17 protein-coding genes are annotated in these 14,483 nt (G+C 71.1%); 8 read left to right on the top strand and 9 right to left on the bottom strand.

The genetic code is table 11. From position 1 onward, the window contains the following. Nucleotides 1-172: 172 nt before the first annotated feature. Entirely contained in the window at nucleotides 173-505 is a 333-nt protein-coding gene (locus ACWC24_RS05355) for a hypothetical protein (protein WP_450661499.1), read from the top strand. Between the two features lie 117 nt (nucleotides 506-622). Next, a complete protein-coding gene (locus ACWC24_RS05350; RefSeq protein ID WP_450661498.1) occupies nucleotides 623-967 on the top strand; it encodes a DUF952 domain-containing protein in 345 nt (114 codons plus the stop codon). On the opposite strand, the gene ACWC24_RS05345 is transcribed toward ACWC24_RS05350, so the two are convergent. From ACWC24_RS05345 to sodN, 5 genes are all read right to left on the bottom strand, one after another. Continuing rightward, on the bottom strand, nucleotides 964-1,707 hold the full coding sequence (locus tag ACWC24_RS05345) for a VOC family protein (protein ID WP_450661497.1): 744 nt from the start codon (nucleotides 1,705-1,707) through the stop codon (nucleotides 964-966). The genes ACWC24_RS05350 and ACWC24_RS05345 overlap by 4 nt on opposite strands. A 34-nt stretch (nucleotides 1,708-1,741) precedes the next feature. Then, entirely contained in the window at nucleotides 1,742-2,155 is a 414-nt protein-coding gene (locus tag ACWC24_RS05340; RefSeq protein WP_450661496.1) for a VOC family protein, read from the bottom strand. Continuing rightward, nucleotides 2,146-2,571: a helix-turn-helix transcriptional regulator gene (locus tag ACWC24_RS05335; RefSeq protein WP_450661495.1), complete on the bottom strand. Its 426-nt coding sequence runs from the start codon at nucleotides 2,569-2,571 to the stop codon at nucleotides 2,146-2,148. Before ACWC24_RS05335 ends, ACWC24_RS05340 begins: the two co-directional genes overlap by 10 nt. Nucleotides 2,572-2,633: 62 nt before the next feature. Then, on the bottom strand, nucleotides 2,634-5,060 hold the full coding sequence (locus ACWC24_RS05330; protein ID WP_450661494.1) for an N-acetylmuramoyl-L-alanine amidase: 2,427 nt from the start codon (nucleotides 5,058-5,060) through the stop codon (nucleotides 2,634-2,636). 262 nt (nucleotides 5,061-5,322) lie between these two features. Then, nucleotides 5,323-5,718, bottom strand: a complete 396-nt coding sequence (gene sodN, locus ACWC24_RS05325; RefSeq protein ID WP_450661493.1) for a superoxide dismutase, Ni — start codon at nucleotides 5,716-5,718, stop codon at nucleotides 5,323-5,325. A 145-nt stretch (nucleotides 5,719-5,863) separates the two neighbouring features. On the opposite strand from sodN, the gene sodX reads away from it, so the two are divergent. Beyond that, on the top strand, nucleotides 5,864-6,298 hold the full coding sequence (sodX, locus tag ACWC24_RS05320; protein ID WP_450661492.1) for a nickel-type superoxide dismutase maturation protease: 435 nt from the start codon (nucleotides 5,864-5,866) through the stop codon (nucleotides 6,296-6,298). Here the strand turns inward: sodX and ACWC24_RS05315 are convergent. Further along, the gene (locus ACWC24_RS05315; RefSeq protein ID WP_162469104.1) at nucleotides 6,202-6,831 is read right to left on the bottom strand and encodes an ABATE domain-containing protein; all 630 of its coding nucleotides are present in this window, start codon (nucleotides 6,829-6,831) and stop codon (nucleotides 6,202-6,204) included. The two genes, sodX and ACWC24_RS05315, sit on opposite strands and share 97 nt — an antisense overlap. A 101-nt stretch (nucleotides 6,832-6,932) precedes the next feature. On the opposite strand from ACWC24_RS05315, the gene ACWC24_RS05310 reads away from it, so the two are divergent. After that, nucleotides 6,933-7,721, top strand: coding sequence for a class I SAM-dependent methyltransferase (locus ACWC24_RS05310; RefSeq protein ID WP_450661491.1), 789 nt, complete (start codon nucleotides 6,933-6,935; stop codon nucleotides 7,719-7,721). A gap of 112 nt (nucleotides 7,722-7,833) precedes the next feature. Here the strand turns inward: ACWC24_RS05310 and ACWC24_RS05305 are convergent, their stop codons facing one another. The 3 genes from ACWC24_RS05305 to ACWC24_RS05295 are packed head-to-tail and all read right to left on the bottom strand — an operon-like array spanning nucleotide 7,834 to nucleotide 10,568. Beyond that, the gene (locus ACWC24_RS05305; RefSeq protein WP_450661731.1) at nucleotides 7,834-8,586 is read right to left on the bottom strand and encodes an amino acid ABC transporter ATP-binding protein; all 753 of its coding nucleotides are present in this window, start codon (nucleotides 8,584-8,586) and stop codon (nucleotides 7,834-7,836) included. 50 nt (nucleotides 8,587-8,636) lie between these two features. After that, nucleotides 8,637-9,575, bottom strand: a complete 939-nt coding sequence (locus tag ACWC24_RS05300) for an amino acid ABC transporter permease (RefSeq protein WP_450661490.1) — start codon at nucleotides 9,573-9,575, stop codon at nucleotides 8,637-8,639. A 30-nt stretch (nucleotides 9,576-9,605) separates the two neighbouring features. Beyond that, a complete protein-coding gene (locus tag ACWC24_RS05295) occupies nucleotides 9,606-10,568 on the bottom strand; it encodes an ABC transporter substrate-binding protein (protein WP_450661489.1) in 963 nt (320 codons plus the stop codon). A 559-nt stretch (nucleotides 10,569-11,127) separates the two neighbouring features. On the opposite strand from ACWC24_RS05295, the gene ACWC24_RS05290 reads away from it, so the two are divergent. From ACWC24_RS05290 to ACWC24_RS05275, 4 genes are all read left to right on the top strand, one after another. Further along, complete coding sequence (locus ACWC24_RS05290; RefSeq protein WP_450661488.1) at nucleotides 11,128-12,351, top strand: NAD(P)-dependent malic enzyme; 1,224 nt, start codon at nucleotides 11,128-11,130, stop codon at nucleotides 12,349-12,351. Between the two features lie 216 nt (nucleotides 12,352-12,567). After that, nucleotides 12,568-13,533, top strand: coding sequence for a zinc-binding dehydrogenase (locus ACWC24_RS05285; protein WP_450661487.1), 966 nt, complete (start codon nucleotides 12,568-12,570; stop codon nucleotides 13,531-13,533). Between the two features lie 114 nt (nucleotides 13,534-13,647). Next, complete coding sequence (locus ACWC24_RS05280; RefSeq protein WP_152892126.1) at nucleotides 13,648-13,857, top strand: helix-turn-helix domain-containing protein; 210 nt, start codon at nucleotides 13,648-13,650, stop codon at nucleotides 13,855-13,857. Continuing rightward, a complete protein-coding gene (locus tag ACWC24_RS05275) occupies nucleotides 13,857-14,453 on the top strand; it encodes a Clp protease N-terminal domain-containing protein (RefSeq protein WP_450661486.1) in 597 nt (198 codons plus the stop codon). Before ACWC24_RS05280 ends, ACWC24_RS05275 begins: the two co-directional genes overlap by 1 nt. The last annotated feature ends 30 nt before the right edge of the window (nucleotides 14,454-14,483 follow it).

Below are 14,483 nucleotides of genomic sequence, written 5' to 3'. Positions count from 1 at the left end.
CGGCCCCGGAGTCGGCGGGGCCACCCGACTCCCGACCCCGTCGGACCACGGCGGCGAGGGGGGTCCGGTCCCGCGGGTCCCGCGCCTCCCCACGGGGTGCGGGGCCCGCGGTCTGCCGGTGGGGCGAGTGCGGCCGGGAGCGCCGGGCGCGCGTCCGCCCTACGCTGATGACATGGACAGAGACGAACAAGTCTGTCCCGTCTGTGGACAGCCCGTCCGGACGGCCGCCCGGCGGTACAAGACGCTGGGCGTCTGGGTCCCGGTGTGGGGGCCCGGCCCGTGCCGGAACCGCGCCTGCGAGGCGTACGCCGGTGGCGGCGCCGCGCCGATGGAGGACCCCGGCTCCGCGAGCGGCCCCGGGACCGGTTCGGCACCCGGCCGCGCATCCGGCCCCCCGGCCGGTGTCGTCACCGACCCGGTGGCCGATCCGGTGACCGGTCCCGCGGCGGCCCCCGTGACCGGCCCGGCGACCGGCCGTACGAGCCGCCGCGCGGAAGGCCCCTGAACCCGAACCGGGCGGACCGGGGCCGGACCCGTCGGGAGGAACCCCGGCCGGGCAGCGCACCGACCGGGGGCCGACCGTGGTCCGCCCGTGTTCCGTCCGAGGGGCTAGCGTGCTCCCATGGCCGAACACCCGTACCTCCTGCACATCACCGAACGCGCCCTGTGGGACGCGGCCCGCGAAGCCGGCGCGTACGCGATGTCGACCCGTGGCCGCACCCTCGCCGAGGAGGGCTTCATCCACTGCTCGACCCGCGCCCAACTCCCGCGGGTGGCCGCGTTCCTGTACGGAGCGCCGGACGCCCCCGACGACCTGGTGGTCCTGGTCGTGGACCCCGCCCGGCTCGGCGTACCGGTGAAGTACGAGGCGCCGCAGCCCGGCGGCGAGGAGTTCCCGCACGTGTACGGGCCCATCCCGGTGGACGCCGTGGTGGACGTGGAGACCTGGAGGGCGACGGGTTCCTAACCCGCGCCGCGGGGCAGTCCGCCGGTCTCCGGGTCGCGGCCGGTGAGGCAGTACGTGCCGCCGGCCGGGTCCCGCATCACGGTCCAGTGCCGCTGGCGGGACACCGTCACCGCGCCCAGCCGCTCGTGCGCGGCGACGGTCGCCTCGATGTCCGCGCAGGCCAGGTCCAGATGGGCGGAGGCCGGGCGTTCCTCGTCCAGGCGTTGCAGGAGGATGCGCACCGGCAGCCCGGCCGGCGGCGCGACCACATGGAACTCGGGGAGCGACCCGGGCCGTGCCTCCCAGCCGGGCAACAGGGCACCCCAGAAGGCGATCTCGTCCTTGTACACCGACGGCGGCAGGTCGAGGCTGACCTGGTCGAGACGGCTGCCCCGCACCACGGGAGGCCGGACCGCCTCGCCGTGCCACGACACCACGCAGAACAACGGCCCGCCGGGCGAACGCAGCACGGTCCAGCCCGCGTTGTCGGCGACCGTCCGCGCGCCGAGCCGCAGCGCCTCGGCCGTGAACCCCGCCACGTCCTCGACGCAGAGGCAGAAGTGCGCGCCGCCGTCCCCGGAGGCGACCCCCTGCACCTTCACGCAGGCGTCGGCCCCGTCCGGCAGCAGGGTCGCGAACTCACCGTGCTCGCCCCTCGGTTCCGACAGTTCGGTGCCGGTGACGGCGGTCCAGAAGGCGTGGGCCCGGTCCAACTGCGCGGCGGGCCGGTCCACGAAGGCGTACGTCCAGCGGATGTCCATGCGGTGATCGTAGGCAACGGCCTTACGGCGTAGGTCAGTCGTTTCGCTGGATGAACCGCAGCATGTTTCCCGCCGGGTCCCGGAACGCGCAGTCGCGCACTCCGTACGGCTGGTCCGTCGGCTCCTGGAGCAGGTCGTAACCGGCGTCCTGGACGCGCTCGCACAGCGCCTCGCAGTCGGTGGTGGTGAAGATGACCCCGCGCAGCATGCCCTTGGCCAGCAGCCGGGCCATCGCCTCCTTGTCGGCCGGGGAGGCGTCCGGGCTCGCGCCCGGCGGCTCCAGCACGATCTCCACGTCCGGCTGGAGCGGCGAGCCGACGGTCACCCAGCGCATGTTCTCGAAGCCGACGTCGTTGCGCACCTCCATGCCGAGGACGTCCTGGTAGAACGCGAGCGCCTTGTCGTGGTCGTCCACGGCGATGAAGCACTGCTTGAGTTTCAGGTCCATGGTCTCGAACCTAACGATCGTCTCGGGCGGGTGAAGGTGCGCGCCACGCAGGGCGGGATCGCCGCGAGGTCCTCGTCGTGCGAGCCGTGCGAGCGGGCCCGGTAGGCGCTGGGGGTCTCGCCGACCAGCTCGGTGAACCGGGAGCTGAAGGAGCCCAGCGACGTACAGCCGACCGCGAGGCACACCTCGGTCACGCTGAGGTCGCCGCGGCGCAGCAGGGTCTTGGCGCGTTCGACCCGGCGGGTCATGAGGTAGGCGTACGGCGTCTCGCCGTACGCCTCCCGGAAGCTGCGCTGGAAGTGTCCGGGGGACATCAGCGCGGTACGGGCGAGCGCGGCGATGTCGAGCGGCTCGGTGTACTCGCGGTCCATGCGGTCGCGGGCCTGCCGCAACCGGACCAGATCTTCGAGGGCCACCGCACCAGCATGGCACGGTGGCCCCCGTCGGGTCCTCGGACCGGTTGCTTCCGGCAGACCGGTTACTTGAGGTAGACCAGCCCGTCGGCGGTGACCGTCGGGCGGCCCGCGGTGCCGACGACCACGAGCTTCACCGTGTGCTTGGCACTGGCGGACCAGGTCTTCGTCCAGATCGCGTCGCGGTACTTCGTCGTCGTCGACTTCAGGTCCACTGTGGCGGTCTTCACGCCGTCCACGTAGACGTACACCTGGCCGGAGGTCGCGGCGCGCGAGACCACCAGGGCCGCCGAGCGGCCGGTGAAGGTCCAGCTCAGCGAGGCGTTCTTGGTCGAGCTGCCGTACGACTTGCCGCCCAGGTAGCTGGTCGACGACTTGGCCGTCCAGGTGCCCGACTTCGTGGCCGAGGTCTCCTGGAGGAGTACGGGGGTGCCGCTCACGGAGGCCGAGGCGGTGTTGCCCGCCCGGTCGTACGCGGTCATCCTCCAGGTCGTCGTCACACCGGGCTTGGCGGTGAGGTTCGCGCTCAGGACCGTCGGGCCGTACGTCTTCGCGACCGGCGCGGTGAGGCGGACCTCCTTCAGGCCGCCCGCGTCGGTGGCCTTCCACTTCAGGGCGAGCGGGACGGCCGTGGTGTTCACCGTGCCGAGCCCCAGGGCGAGGTTCGGCTTGGTGGAGAAGGCGGGCGGGGTCTTGTCGGCGGCGGTGGTGGGCTTCGTGGTGGGTGTGGCAGCCGGTGCCTGAGTGGTGGGTGTGACGGTCGGAGCGGAGGTGGTGGGTGTGGCGGTCGGAGCAGGGGTTGTGGGTGTGGCGGCCGGGGTGGTGGCGGCGTCCGTGGTGGCCGGGGCGGGCTCGGCGAGCACGGTGACCTCCGAGCTGAGCGCGGCCCAGCCGGACTGGTGGATGCCCTGTACGGAGACCTTGTGGGTGCCCGCCGTCAGGTCCACCCGGGCGGAGCCGACGGAGCCGGCGACGGTGGCCGCGACCTTGCCGTCGACCAGCACGTCGTACTGCCTGACCAGCACGGCCGGGGTGGTGGCCGACCACTTCACGGTGACGGCGCCGCTGGTGAGGACGGTGGTGCCGGACATGCCGTCGCCGGTGACCGAGTCCAGCGTGAGTCCTTCGACCGGTCCGCCCGCCCAGGTGCGGATCGTGGGCAGCAGGTTGTAGTAGGCGTCACCCGGACACACCGTGTTGTAGCCGTCGCGGTGGCCGTGGATGACGGGGAGGGTCCTCGTGTCGCCCGCGGCCCACGTCTGGCGGAAGTAGTTCGGCCCGGCCGCGCCGGCGGTGAGCTTGGCGGTGCCGGTCGGGTCCACGCCGTACTGGCCGAGCTTCCACGCGGCGAGCCGGGCGACCGCGGTCATCGCCTCCTTCGACGGGGCGAGGGTGCTGTAGTCACCGATGATGGAGATACCGGTGGTCTCGGAGTTGAAGCCGTAGGCGTGCGCGCCCATCACCGGCCGGTCCACCCCGCCCTTGCGGCCCTCGTAGATCGTGCCGCACTTGTCGACGAGGAAGTTGTAGCCGATGTCCTTCCAGGTCAGCTCCTGCACGTCGTAGGCGTAGATGGACCGGATGACGGCCGGTGCCTGGGCGCAGGTGTAGTCGTTGGAGGTGGCGGTGTGGTGGAGCACCACGGCCTTGATCTTCCCGCCGGGCAGATAGCCGGGCGCCTCGGGGCTGATGGATTCGTCCGCGCCCCAGTCCAGCCGTGAGGCGATCGGCGGGCGGGGCGCGGACGACGCCGGGGCCGGGGGCACCGACGCCGCCGACACGCTCGGCGCGGCCGGGTCCGGCGCGGAGACGGTGGGGGAGACGTCCGGGCTGCCGGCCGAGGTCGCCGTCTCCGTGGGCGCGGCGGAGGTAGTCCCGGCCGGCGGGGGATCGGTGGACTCGGAAGCGGACGGGTCGGCGGGGTCCGGTGCCGACGGGTCCGGGGTGACCGGGTCGGCGGTGTCGGTGGGGTCGACGGGGTCCATCACGAAGCCGGCGGGCTCCACCTGCGTGGTCGTACCGCTGCCGGGGTCGACCATGGCCACCCGCAGGCCCTCGGGGAGCCGCTGCGACGCCCGGCCGGACATCCGCACCTCCACCCCGTCGGACGGGCCGAACCACATCGGGGCGGTGCCGCCGCGGGACGCGTCCTGCGCGCCGTCCCCGCTGTTGCCGTCGAGCCGCCGCCACTTCGACCAGGTGCCGTTCGCCGTGCTCCGGGCCCGGGCCTCGACGGTGCCGGTCACGTGCGCGGCCGGGTCGGTCCAGCTGACCCCGAGCAGGCTGAAGGACGCGGTGTCACGCCGGTCCAGCCGGGCGGACGTGCCGTCCCCGGTCACCGTCAGCGCGGCCGTCGTCGTACTCGTCCTGATCGGCCCGGGCTTCCCCTTGTCCCCCGAACCGCCCTCTCCGTCACCGATCCCCTGGACGACCAGCGTCCCGGTCACCGCAGCGACCGCCAGAACGGCCGCACCCCACCCACGACGTCTCATGCCCCGCCCCTGCCCCTGCCTGCTCATATGCATCACGTGTATGACGCAAGGAAAGGTATATGAAGATTCAGTGGAGGAGGGGACGAGGTGTCTGAATCGTCATGTGCACGGCCGCCACGACATCACGCACACCCCGCGCGCGCTCCGCAAAGCACCGCACCCGGCCCGCCCCGGACGCCGGAAGGGGCGTCCCGGGCGAACCGGGTGCGGTGGGGAGGCGCCGCGGTCAAGTGGGCCGCGGGCCGGAGGGCCTGATGCGGGATCAGGCCTTCTTGGTCTCCCAGAAGATCTTGTCGATCTCGGCGATGAGCTCGAGAGCCTTCTCGCCGGTCTTCGGGTCCGTCGAGGCCTTGGCGGCCGACAGGGCCTTCAGGGTGTCGTTGACCAGCTGGTGCAGCTGCGGGTACTTCTCGAAGTGCGGGGGCTTGAAGTAGTCGCTCCACAGCACGGACACGTGGTGCTTCGCGAGCTCGGCGCGCTGCTCCTTGATGACCGTCGCGCGGGCCTGGAAGTGCGGGTCGTCGTTGGCGGCCATCTTCTCCTGGACAGCCTTCACCGAGTCCGCCTCGATGCGGGCCTGGGCCGGGTCGTACACGCCGCAGGGCAGGTCGCAGTGCGCGCTGACCTTGACCTTGGGGGCAAACAGGCGGGAAAGCATGGAGCGTTCCTTCCTCGTGATCGTCTTCTCAGGTGGGACATTACTCCTTGGGGGAGGGGTTTTCGCGAGTGCCCCTGTGGGCTTAGGGCAAAAGTCCGGCGTCACACTGGGACTGGTGGAGGACCGACCGGGGAGGTGCCGGGTGATGCCGGAGCTGTCGCAGGAGACCGAGCGCGGGCGGGCGGGGCAGCCTTTCGGGCTGGCCGAGGTGACCGGGCCGTCGATGGTGCCGACGCTGTACCACGGCGACCAGCTGGTGGTGCGTCACCGGGGCCGGGTCAGGCCCGGTGACATCGTCGTCCTGCGTCATCCCCTCCAGCAGGACCTGCTCATCGTCAAGCGCGCCACCCAGCGGCGCGAGGGCGGCTGGTGGGTGCTCGCGGACAACTCGTTCGCCGGCAACGACAGCAACGACTACGGCGTGGTGCCCGACGACCTGATCCTGGGCCGGGTCTGTTTCCGCTTCCGGCCGCGCAGGCCCGATCAGCGGGCGCCCTTCGCGCTGCTGCGGTGGGCGCTGTCGGCCGCCAGGCCGGTCTTCTCCGACCGGTCCGCCTCCTGGCGCTTGCGGGCGCGGTAGGCGGCCACGTTGGCGCGGGTCGCGCAGCGGTCGGAGCAGTAGCGCCGCGACCGGTTGGTCGAGGTGTCCAGGTAGGCGTTGCGGCAGGGGGCGGCCTCGCACAGGCCGAGCCGGTCGACGCCGTACTCGGTGAGGTGGAAGGCGAGCCCCATCGCGGCGATCGCGGCATAGCCGGCGGTCGCGTTCGACGGATGGTCCGCCAGGTGCATGTGCCACAGCGGGCGGCCGTCGTCGTCCCGGAAGTCGTGCCCGGAGATCTGCGGGCTGACCGGGAACTCCAGGAGCAGCGAGTTCAGCAGGTCCACCGCGAGGGTCTCGTCGCCGGTGTCCGCCGCCTCGAAGACCGCGCGCAGCCGGGCGCGTACCGAGCGGAACCGCGTGACGTCCGCGTCGGTGGCGCGCCGGGCCGCCGACTGGTTGCCGCCGAAGAGGTCGCGGACGGCCCCGACCGAGGTCAGCGAGTCGTTGCCCCGGGCCGGTTCCTCGCTGTTGACGAGACGGACGGCATAGTCCGAGTAATAGGCCAGTTCCACTTGTAGTCCTTACGGAGGCGCTCTATGGTCTTGGATGCGGTCGGGGTAACAGCCGGTCGTGCATGCAGGGTATTACGTTGGAGCCTGCGACGGAGGATGCGGTGACGAACGCGGACACGACCACGACGGGTACCACCGGAGCGAACGGCGCGGACTGGCCGGCCTGGCAGGAGAGCTGGGACCGGCAGCAGGAGTGGTACATGCCGGACCGCGAGGAGCGCTTCCGGATCATGCTCGACATGGTCGAGGCGCTCGTCGGCACCACCCCGCGCGTACTGGACCTGGCCTGCGGCACGGGCAGCATCACCGCCCGGCTGCTCGCCCGCTTCCCCGGGGCCACCAGCACCGGTGTCGACCTCGACCCGGCCCTGCTCGCCATCGCCGAGGGCACCTTCGCGGGCGACGGACGGGTCTCCTTCGTCACGGCCGACCTCAAGGACCCCGACTGGCCGACGCGGCTGCCGCACGACTCGTACGACGCCGTGCTGACCGCCACCGCCCTGCACTGGCTGCACCGGGAACCCCTCGCGGCCCTCTACGGCCGGATCGCGGAACTCGTGCGCGACGGCGGTGTCTTCATGAATGCGGACCACATGATCGACGAGAGCACGCCGAGGATCAACGCGGCCGAGCGCGTCCAGCGCCTCGCTCACATGGAGCGGGCCAGGGACGCCGGTGCCCTCGACTGGGCCGAGTGGTGGCGGGTGGCCGCCCAGGACCCGGTCCTCGCCGTGCCGACCGCCCGCCGCTTCGAGATCTACGGCGAGCACGCCGACGGCGAGATGCCGTCCCCCGCGTGGCACGCGCGCGTGCTGCGCGAGAAGGGCTTCGGCGAGGCCCGCCCGGTGTGGTGCTCGCCCTCGGACACCCTGCTGCTCGCGCTCAAGTGAGCCCGGCCGACGCGGAGGGGCGGGCGACGCGGAGGGGCGGGCGGGGCCGGACGTGGAGAGGGGCGGTACGGAACTCCGTACCGCCCCTCTTCCGTCGTCGCTCGGCGCCGGGTTACAGCACCTTGGACAGGAACGCCTGGGTCCGCTCGTGCTGCGGATTCGTCAGCACGTCGCGCGGGTTGCCGGACTCGACGACCACACCGCCGTCCATGAAGACCAGGCTGTCGCCGACCTCGCGGGCGAAGCCCATCTCGTGGGTGACGACGACCATCGTCATGCCGGACTCGGCGAGGTCGCGCATGACGTCCAGGACGTCACCGACCAGCTCCGGGTCGAGGGCCGAGGTCGGCTCGTCGAAGAGCATCAGCTTCGGGTCCATGGCCAGCGCCCGGGCGATGGCAACCCGCTGCTGCTGGCCGCCGGAGAGCTGGGAGGGGTAGTTCCCGGCCTTGTCGGCCAGGCCCACCCGCTCCAGGAGCTGCATCGCGCGCTCCCTGGCCTGGGCCTTGCTGGTGCCCTTGACCTGGACCGGTGCCTCGATGACGTTCTCGACGGCCGTCATGTGCGGGAACAGGTTGAAGCGCTGGAAGACCATGCCGATGTCCCGGCGCTTCAGCGCGACCTCGCTGTCCTTGAGCTCGTACAGCTTGTCGCCCTTCTGGCGGTAGCCGACCAGCTCGCCGTCGACGTACAGCTTCCCGGCGTTGACCTTCTCCAGGTGGTTGATGCACCGCAGGAAGGTCGACTTGCCGGAGCCGGAGGGGCCGATGAGGCAGAACACCTCGCCGGTCTTCACCTCCAGGTCGATGCCCTTGAGGACCTCGACGTAGCCGAAGGACTTGTGGACGCCCTCGGCCTTGACCATCGGGACGGTGGAGGACCGTACGGGCGTGTCCGCGCCGCTCTGCGTCTCGGTCATGCCAGGCCTCCCTTCGGACGGCTGAAGGACATCATGTTGCTCTTGATCTTCTGGAACACCGTGGGCGGCAGCGAGCGGCTGGAGCCCCGGGCGTAGTACCGCTCCAGGTAGTACTGGCCGACGCTGAAGATCGAGGTCAGCAGCAGGTACCAGGCCGCCGCCAGGAACAGCATCTCGGCGGGGGCGCCGGAGGTCTGCCCGATGTCCTGGGCGACGCGGAACAGTTCGGAGTACTGGACGACCGACACCAGCGAGGTCGTCTTCAGCATGTTGATGACCTCGTTGCCCGTGGGCGGCACGATCACGCGCATCGCCTGCGGGATGACGATCCGGCGCAGCGTCTTGGCGTGGCTCATGCCCAGCGCGTGCGCGGCCTCGGTCTGGCCCTCGTCGACCGCGAGCAGACCGGCACGGCAGATCTCGGCCATGTACGCGGCCTCGTTCAGGCCCAGGCCGAGCAGCGCGGTCAGGAACGGGGTCATGAAGTCCGACCACTGGTCCTTGTAGATCGGACCGAGGTTGATGTACTCGAAGACCAGGCCCAGGTTGAACCAGACCACGAGCTGCACCAGGACCGGGGTGCCGCGGAAGAACCAGATGTAGAACCACGCGATGGACGAGGTCACCGGGTTCTTCGACAGGCGCATCACGGCGAGCAGGATGCCGCCGCCGATGCCGATCGTCATCGACAGCACCGTTATCAGGAGCGTCTTGCCCACGCCCTGCAGGACGCGGTCGTCGAAGAAGTAGTCCGGGATCGCACCCCAGTTGATCTTGCCCTGGGAGAACGCGTAGACCACACCGGCCATCAGGGCCAGCGCGATGACGGCGGAGACGTACCGCCCGTAGTGACGGACCGGGATGGCCTTGATGGCCTCCGGGCCGGCCGGTGGAGCGTCCACCGGCCCGTCCGCCTTGGTGTTTTCAACAGTCACGGGTGTTGCCTTTCAGCGGCCGCGGCGCGGTCACTTGCCGCCGTTGACGGCGGCCGAGGTGACGGCGCCGGCGTCGACGCCCCACTTCTGGATGATCTTGCCGTACTCGCCGTTCTTGATGACGGCGTCCAGAGCGGCCTGGATCGCGTCGCGAAGCTGCGTGTTGCTCTTGGCCACCGCGATGCCGTACGGCGCGGCCTCGACCTGCTCGCCGACGATCTGGAAGTCGTTGCCGCCGCCGGAGGTCTTCACCGCGTACGCGGCGACCGGGAAGTCGGACGAGCCGGCGTCGGCGCCGCCCGCGCGCAGCCGGGTCTGGGCCTGCTGGTCGTTGTCGAAGGACTGGAGGGCGATGGTCTTGCCACCGGCGCACTTCTTCGACTCGGCCTTGGCGAGGTCCTCGGAGACCGTGCCGCGCTGCACCACGAGCTTCTTGCCGCACAGGTCCGCCCAGGTCTTGATGCCCTGGTCCTTGCCCTTGGGGGTGTAGATCGAGACGCCGGCGGTGAAGTAGTCGACGAAGTCGACGCCCTCGCCGACCTTCTTGCCGGTGTCGGAGTCGATGCCCTCCTGCCGGTCCTTGGTGTCGGTCATCGCGGACATGGCGATGTCGTAGCGCTTGGAGCGCAGACCGGTGATCAGGGTGTCGAAGGTGCCGTTCTCGAAGTCGAACTTCACTCCGAGCTGCTTGCCCATCGCGTCGGCCAGGTCGGGGTCGATACCGACCGTCTTGCCGGAGCTGTCCTTGAACTCGACCGGCGCGTAGGCGATGTCGGAGCCGACCTTGATGACACCGGCGTCGCGAACGGCCTGCGGCAGCTTGTCGGCCAGCGGGGCCGAGGCGGTGGCGGTGGAGGAGTTGCTTCCGGAGCCGTTGTCCTTCGTCTGGTCACCGCAGCCGGTGAGCAGCAGGGCGCCGGCGACCGCGATCGCGCCGACCGCTGCTAGCCGGGTGTGCGCGGCGGTGGAACGACGGGTGGTGCCTGCGGTCATGGTGGGTTCCTCCGGCGGGTGGATGGAGTTGCCGATGGGTCGACGAGAACACACACCTTCGGGTGTCGCGACCTCGTGTGGTTACGGCATCCTGCCATTCGGATTCAGTCATTCAGGTGAGTCGGCATGTCAAAATCGGATAACGGGACACCCTCGAACTGCACCAGGCCGGACATCACGGCCGGACCTTCTGCGGGAATCCCTCCTTCCGGCCGAAAAATCTGCGGCGTGTCCCGCCGTGCGGCCGGTCTCGGCGCGTCCGTCGCGGACGCTTGATTCTCCTTCGAGTCTTTGTCCAGGATTTGCCCCCATTTCCGAACATGAGTCATCTCACTGGTGCCGGAGCACATGTGACCTTCGCGTTATGGACTCGTCCTCGGCCGCGTCCGTCCGGTAAGAAGGATCCTCACACCCCTCATCCGGGGCTCAGGGCGCGTGTGCGGCGCGCCCGACGCGTATGTGCCCGTACGCCTCACCTCACTGGGCCGTGCGCGATGCCCGCCCACCCCTCACCAGGAGTGGCCACCCTCAACCATGTACACCTAAGGGGTAAGACACAGTGGCAGCGGAGATCGTCAATCCTCGCAGCAAGAACAATACGGACCAAGGGGACAGTGCGGAGCCCCTCGATTCCTTCGACCCCGCGTTCGCCCTGCATCGCGGCGGCAAGATGGCTGTGCAGGCCACCGTGCCGATCCGGGACAAGGACGACCTGTCCCTCGCCTACACCCCCGGCGTCGCGCGCGTGTGCACCGCGATCGCGGAGAACCCGGAACTGGTCGACGACTACACCTGGAAGTCGTCCGTGGTCGCCGTCGTGACGGACGGTACGGCCGTGCTCGGCCTCGGGGACATCGGTCCCGAGGCGTCCCTGCCCGTGATGGAGGGCAAGGCGATCCTGTTCAAGCAGTTCGGCGGCGTGGACGCGGTTCCGATCGCCCTCGCCTGCACGGACGTGGACGAGATCATCGAGACCGTGGTGCGCCTCGCGCCGTCGTTCGGCGGGGTGAACCTGGAGGACATCTCGGCCCCCCGGTGCTTCGAGATCGAGCGCCGGCTCCAGGAGCGCCTGGACATCCCCGTCTTCCACGACGACCAGCACGGCACGGCCGTCGTGACCCTGGCGGCGCTGCGCAACGCGGCGCGGCTGAGCGGACGCGCGGTCGGGGATCTGCGCGCCGTCATCTCGGGCGCGGGCGCGGCCGGTGTCGCCATTGCGAAGATGCTGGTCGAAGCGGGTATCGGGGACGTCGCGGTCACGGACCGCAAGGGCGTCGTCTCCCGGGACCGTGACGACCTGACGCCGGTCAAGCGGGAGTTGGCCGAGTTCACCAACAAGGCCGGGATCTCCGGAACGCTGGAGACCGCGCTGGACGGAGCCGACGTCTTCATCGGCGTCTCCGGCGGTACGGTCCCGGAGGAGGCCGTGGCCTCGATGGCGAAGGGTGCCTTCGTCTTCGCCATGGCGAACCCGAACCCCGAGGTGCACCCCGAGGTGGCGCACAAGTACGCCGCCGTCGTCGCGACCGGGCGTTCGGACTTCCCGAACCAGATCAACAACGTGCTGGCGTTCCCGGGCATCTTCGCGGGCGCGCTCCAGGTGCGGGCCTCCCGGATCACCGAGGGCATGAAGATCGCCGCGGCCGAGGCGCTGGCGGCCGTCGTCGGCGACGACCTCGCCCCCGACTACGTCATCCCCTCGCCGTTCGACGAGCGGGTCGCCCCCGCGGTGACCGCAGCGGTCGCGGCGGCGGCGCGGGCGGAGGGCGTGGCTCGCCGCTGAGCCCCTCCCCGAGTTCCACGGAACGGCCTCGCCCGCACGGGCGGGGCCGTTCTTCCGTCCTCCGCCGTTCTGCCGTTCCTCGCCGTTCTTCCGCCCCCCGCCGTCCGGGTGTCGTGCTTCCCCCCGCCGTTACGTCTGACGTGTTCCGCGCAAGAGGGCGTGTGTCACAACGTGTCCTGGTTCCCCCTGCCGCCCCCGGAACCTATCGTCGGCTTCATGTTCGCTGCCTATGCCGCCCGAATCGACCGTGACCAGCCGCTCTCCGGACTGGAGTTGGGGGAGCGTCCGGCCCCCGAGGCCCGCTCCGGCTGGAGCGTCGTCGACGTCAGAGCCGCCTCCCTCAACCACCACGACCTCTGGTCCCTGCGGGGTGTCGGCCTGCCCGAGGACAAGCTGCCCATGATCCTCGGCTGCGACGCCGCCGGTGTCGACGAGGACGGCAACGAGGTCGTCCTGCACTCCGTGATCGGCCAGAGCGGCCACGGAGTGGGGCCCAGGGAGCCCCGTTCCATCCTCACCGAGCGCTATCAGGGCACCTTCGCCGAGCAGGTCGCCGTGCCCACCTGGAACGTGCTGCCCAAGCCCAAGGAGCTCTCGTTCGAGGAGGCCGCCTGTCTGCCCACGGCCTGGCTGACGGCGTACCGCATGCTCTTCACCAACGCGGGCGTGCGCCCCGGCGACTCGGTGCTCGTCCAGGGCGCGGGCGGCGGGGTCGCCACCGCGGCCATCGTGCTGGGGAAGGCGGCCGGGCTGCGGGTCTTCGCGACCAGCCGCGACGAGGCCAAGCGCAAGCGGGCCCTGGAGCTCGGCGCCGTGGAGGCACTGGAGTCGGGCGCGCGGCTGCCCCAGCGGGTGGACGCCGTGATCGAGACCGTGGGCGCCGCGACCTGGTCGCACTCGGTGAAGTCCCTGCGGCCCGGCGGCACCCTGGTGATCTCCGGCGCGACCAGCGGCGACCGGCCCTCGCACGCCGAGCTGACCCGGATCTTCTTCCTCGAACTCAAGGTCGTCGGCTCGACGATGGGCACCAAGGACGAACTGGAGGACCTGCTCTCCTTCTGTGCCGCGACCGGGGTGCGTCCCGTCATCGACGAGGTGCTTCCGCTCGACCGGGCCCGGGAGGGCTTCGAGCGGCTGGAGTCGGGCGACCAGTTCGGCAAGATCGTGCTGACCACCTCCTGATCTCCCGTCCGCTCTCCCGCCCGCGCGCTCTCGACGGCCGGCCCGGCTCCCGGGCCGGCCGTTCGCATGTCAACTTGGGTTGACATCGTTCGCGTGTCAACGTAAGTTGACATCATGACCGAAGCAACGGATCTCGCCCAGCGAGCCGGCGACCGCGATCCGCGGGTCGGGCTGCGGGCGGTGGCGGCGCTGCGCCGGCTGCTGGAGCAGTTGGAGGCGGTGCAGGTGCGCAGTGCGCGCCATCAGGGCTGGTCGTGGCAGGAGATCGCCGCGGAACTCGGAGTCAGCAGGCAGGCCGTGCACAAGAAGTACGGGAGGCAGTGATGTTCGAACGCTTCACCCAGGACGCCCGCGCGGTGGTGGTGGGGGCGGTGGCCCACGCGGAACGGGCGGGCGCGGAACGGGTCGAGGAGACCCATGTCCTGCTCGCCCTCCTCGACCGCGAGGGCAGCCGCGGATCCTTCGCGCTGGCGGCGCTCGGCCTTCCGCCGGGAGGCCGGGACGGTGTCGTACGGGAACTGGGCGAGGCCCGCCGCCGCGGCGGGCTCTCCCGGGCCGACGCGGACGCCCTGTCCGGGCTGGGGATCGACCTGGCGGAGATCGTCGCGCGGATCGAGGAGGAGCACGGGGAGGGTGTGCTGGCGGATTCCGGCCGGGGCGGTGCCACCGGCCGGCGGACCGGGCGGCGGTTGTTCGACCGCGGCGCCAGGGATCTGCTCACCGAGTCGCTGCGCATCACCCTCGGCCGGCGCGACCGCCGGATCGGCGACGAGCATCTGCTGCTCGCCCTCACGGCACGCCCCGGTGTGCCGGCGGAGGTCCTCGCCGACCACGGGGTGACCCATGAGTCCCTCACCCGGGTCCTGTACGGCCCGGGCTCCGCAACGGACGCCGGAACCGGCCAGGCGAAGGCCGGCTGAGGAGCGGGCGAGCGGGGCGGCGGGCAGGGC

This window comes from Streptomyces sp. NPDC001443 (assembly GCF_053597355.1).
This window is presented reverse-complemented; position numbering and strand designations above follow the sequence as displayed.

Bases quoted from the DNA above. Each gene is read 5' to 3' on its own strand.
- ACWC24_RS05355 (WP_450661499.1), top strand. From the start codon at position 173: ATGGACAGAGACGAACAAGTCTGTCCCGTCTGTGGACAGCCCGTCCGG.
- ACWC24_RS05350 (WP_450661498.1), top strand. From the start codon at position 623: ATGGCCGAACACCCGTACCTCCTGCACATCACCGAACGCGCCCTGTGG.
- ACWC24_RS05345 (WP_450661497.1), bottom strand. From the start codon at position 1,707: ATGGACATCCGCTGGACGTACGCCTTCGTGGACCGGCCCGCCGCGCAG.
- ACWC24_RS05340 (WP_450661496.1), bottom strand. From the start codon at position 2,155: ATGGACCTGAAACTCAAGCAGTGCTTCATCGCCGTGGACGACCACGAC.
- ACWC24_RS05330 (WP_450661494.1), bottom strand. From the start codon at position 5,060: ATGAGACGTCGTGGGTGGGGTGCGGCCGTTCTGGCGGTCGCTGCGGTG.
- sodN (WP_450661493.1), bottom strand. From the start codon at position 5,718: ATGCTTTCCCGCCTGTTTGCCCCCAAGGTCAAGGTCAGCGCGCACTGC.
- sodX (WP_450661492.1), top strand. From the start codon at position 5,864: ATGCCGGAGCTGTCGCAGGAGACCGAGCGCGGGCGGGCGGGGCAGCCT.
- ACWC24_RS05305 (WP_450661731.1), bottom strand. From the start codon at position 8,586: ATGGTCAAGGCCGAGGGCGTCCACAAGTCCTTCGGCTACGTCGAGGTC.
- ACWC24_RS05295 (WP_450661489.1), bottom strand. From the start codon at position 10,568: ATGACCGCAGGCACCACCCGTCGTTCCACCGCCGCGCACACCCGGCTA.
- ACWC24_RS05285 (WP_450661487.1), top strand. From the start codon at position 12,568: ATGTTCGCTGCCTATGCCGCCCGAATCGACCGTGACCAGCCGCTCTCC.
- ACWC24_RS05280 (WP_152892126.1), top strand. From the start codon at position 13,648: ATGACCGAAGCAACGGATCTCGCCCAGCGAGCCGGCGACCGCGATCCG.
- ACWC24_RS05275 (WP_450661486.1), top strand. From the start codon at position 13,857: ATGTTCGAACGCTTCACCCAGGACGCCCGCGCGGTGGTGGTGGGGGCG.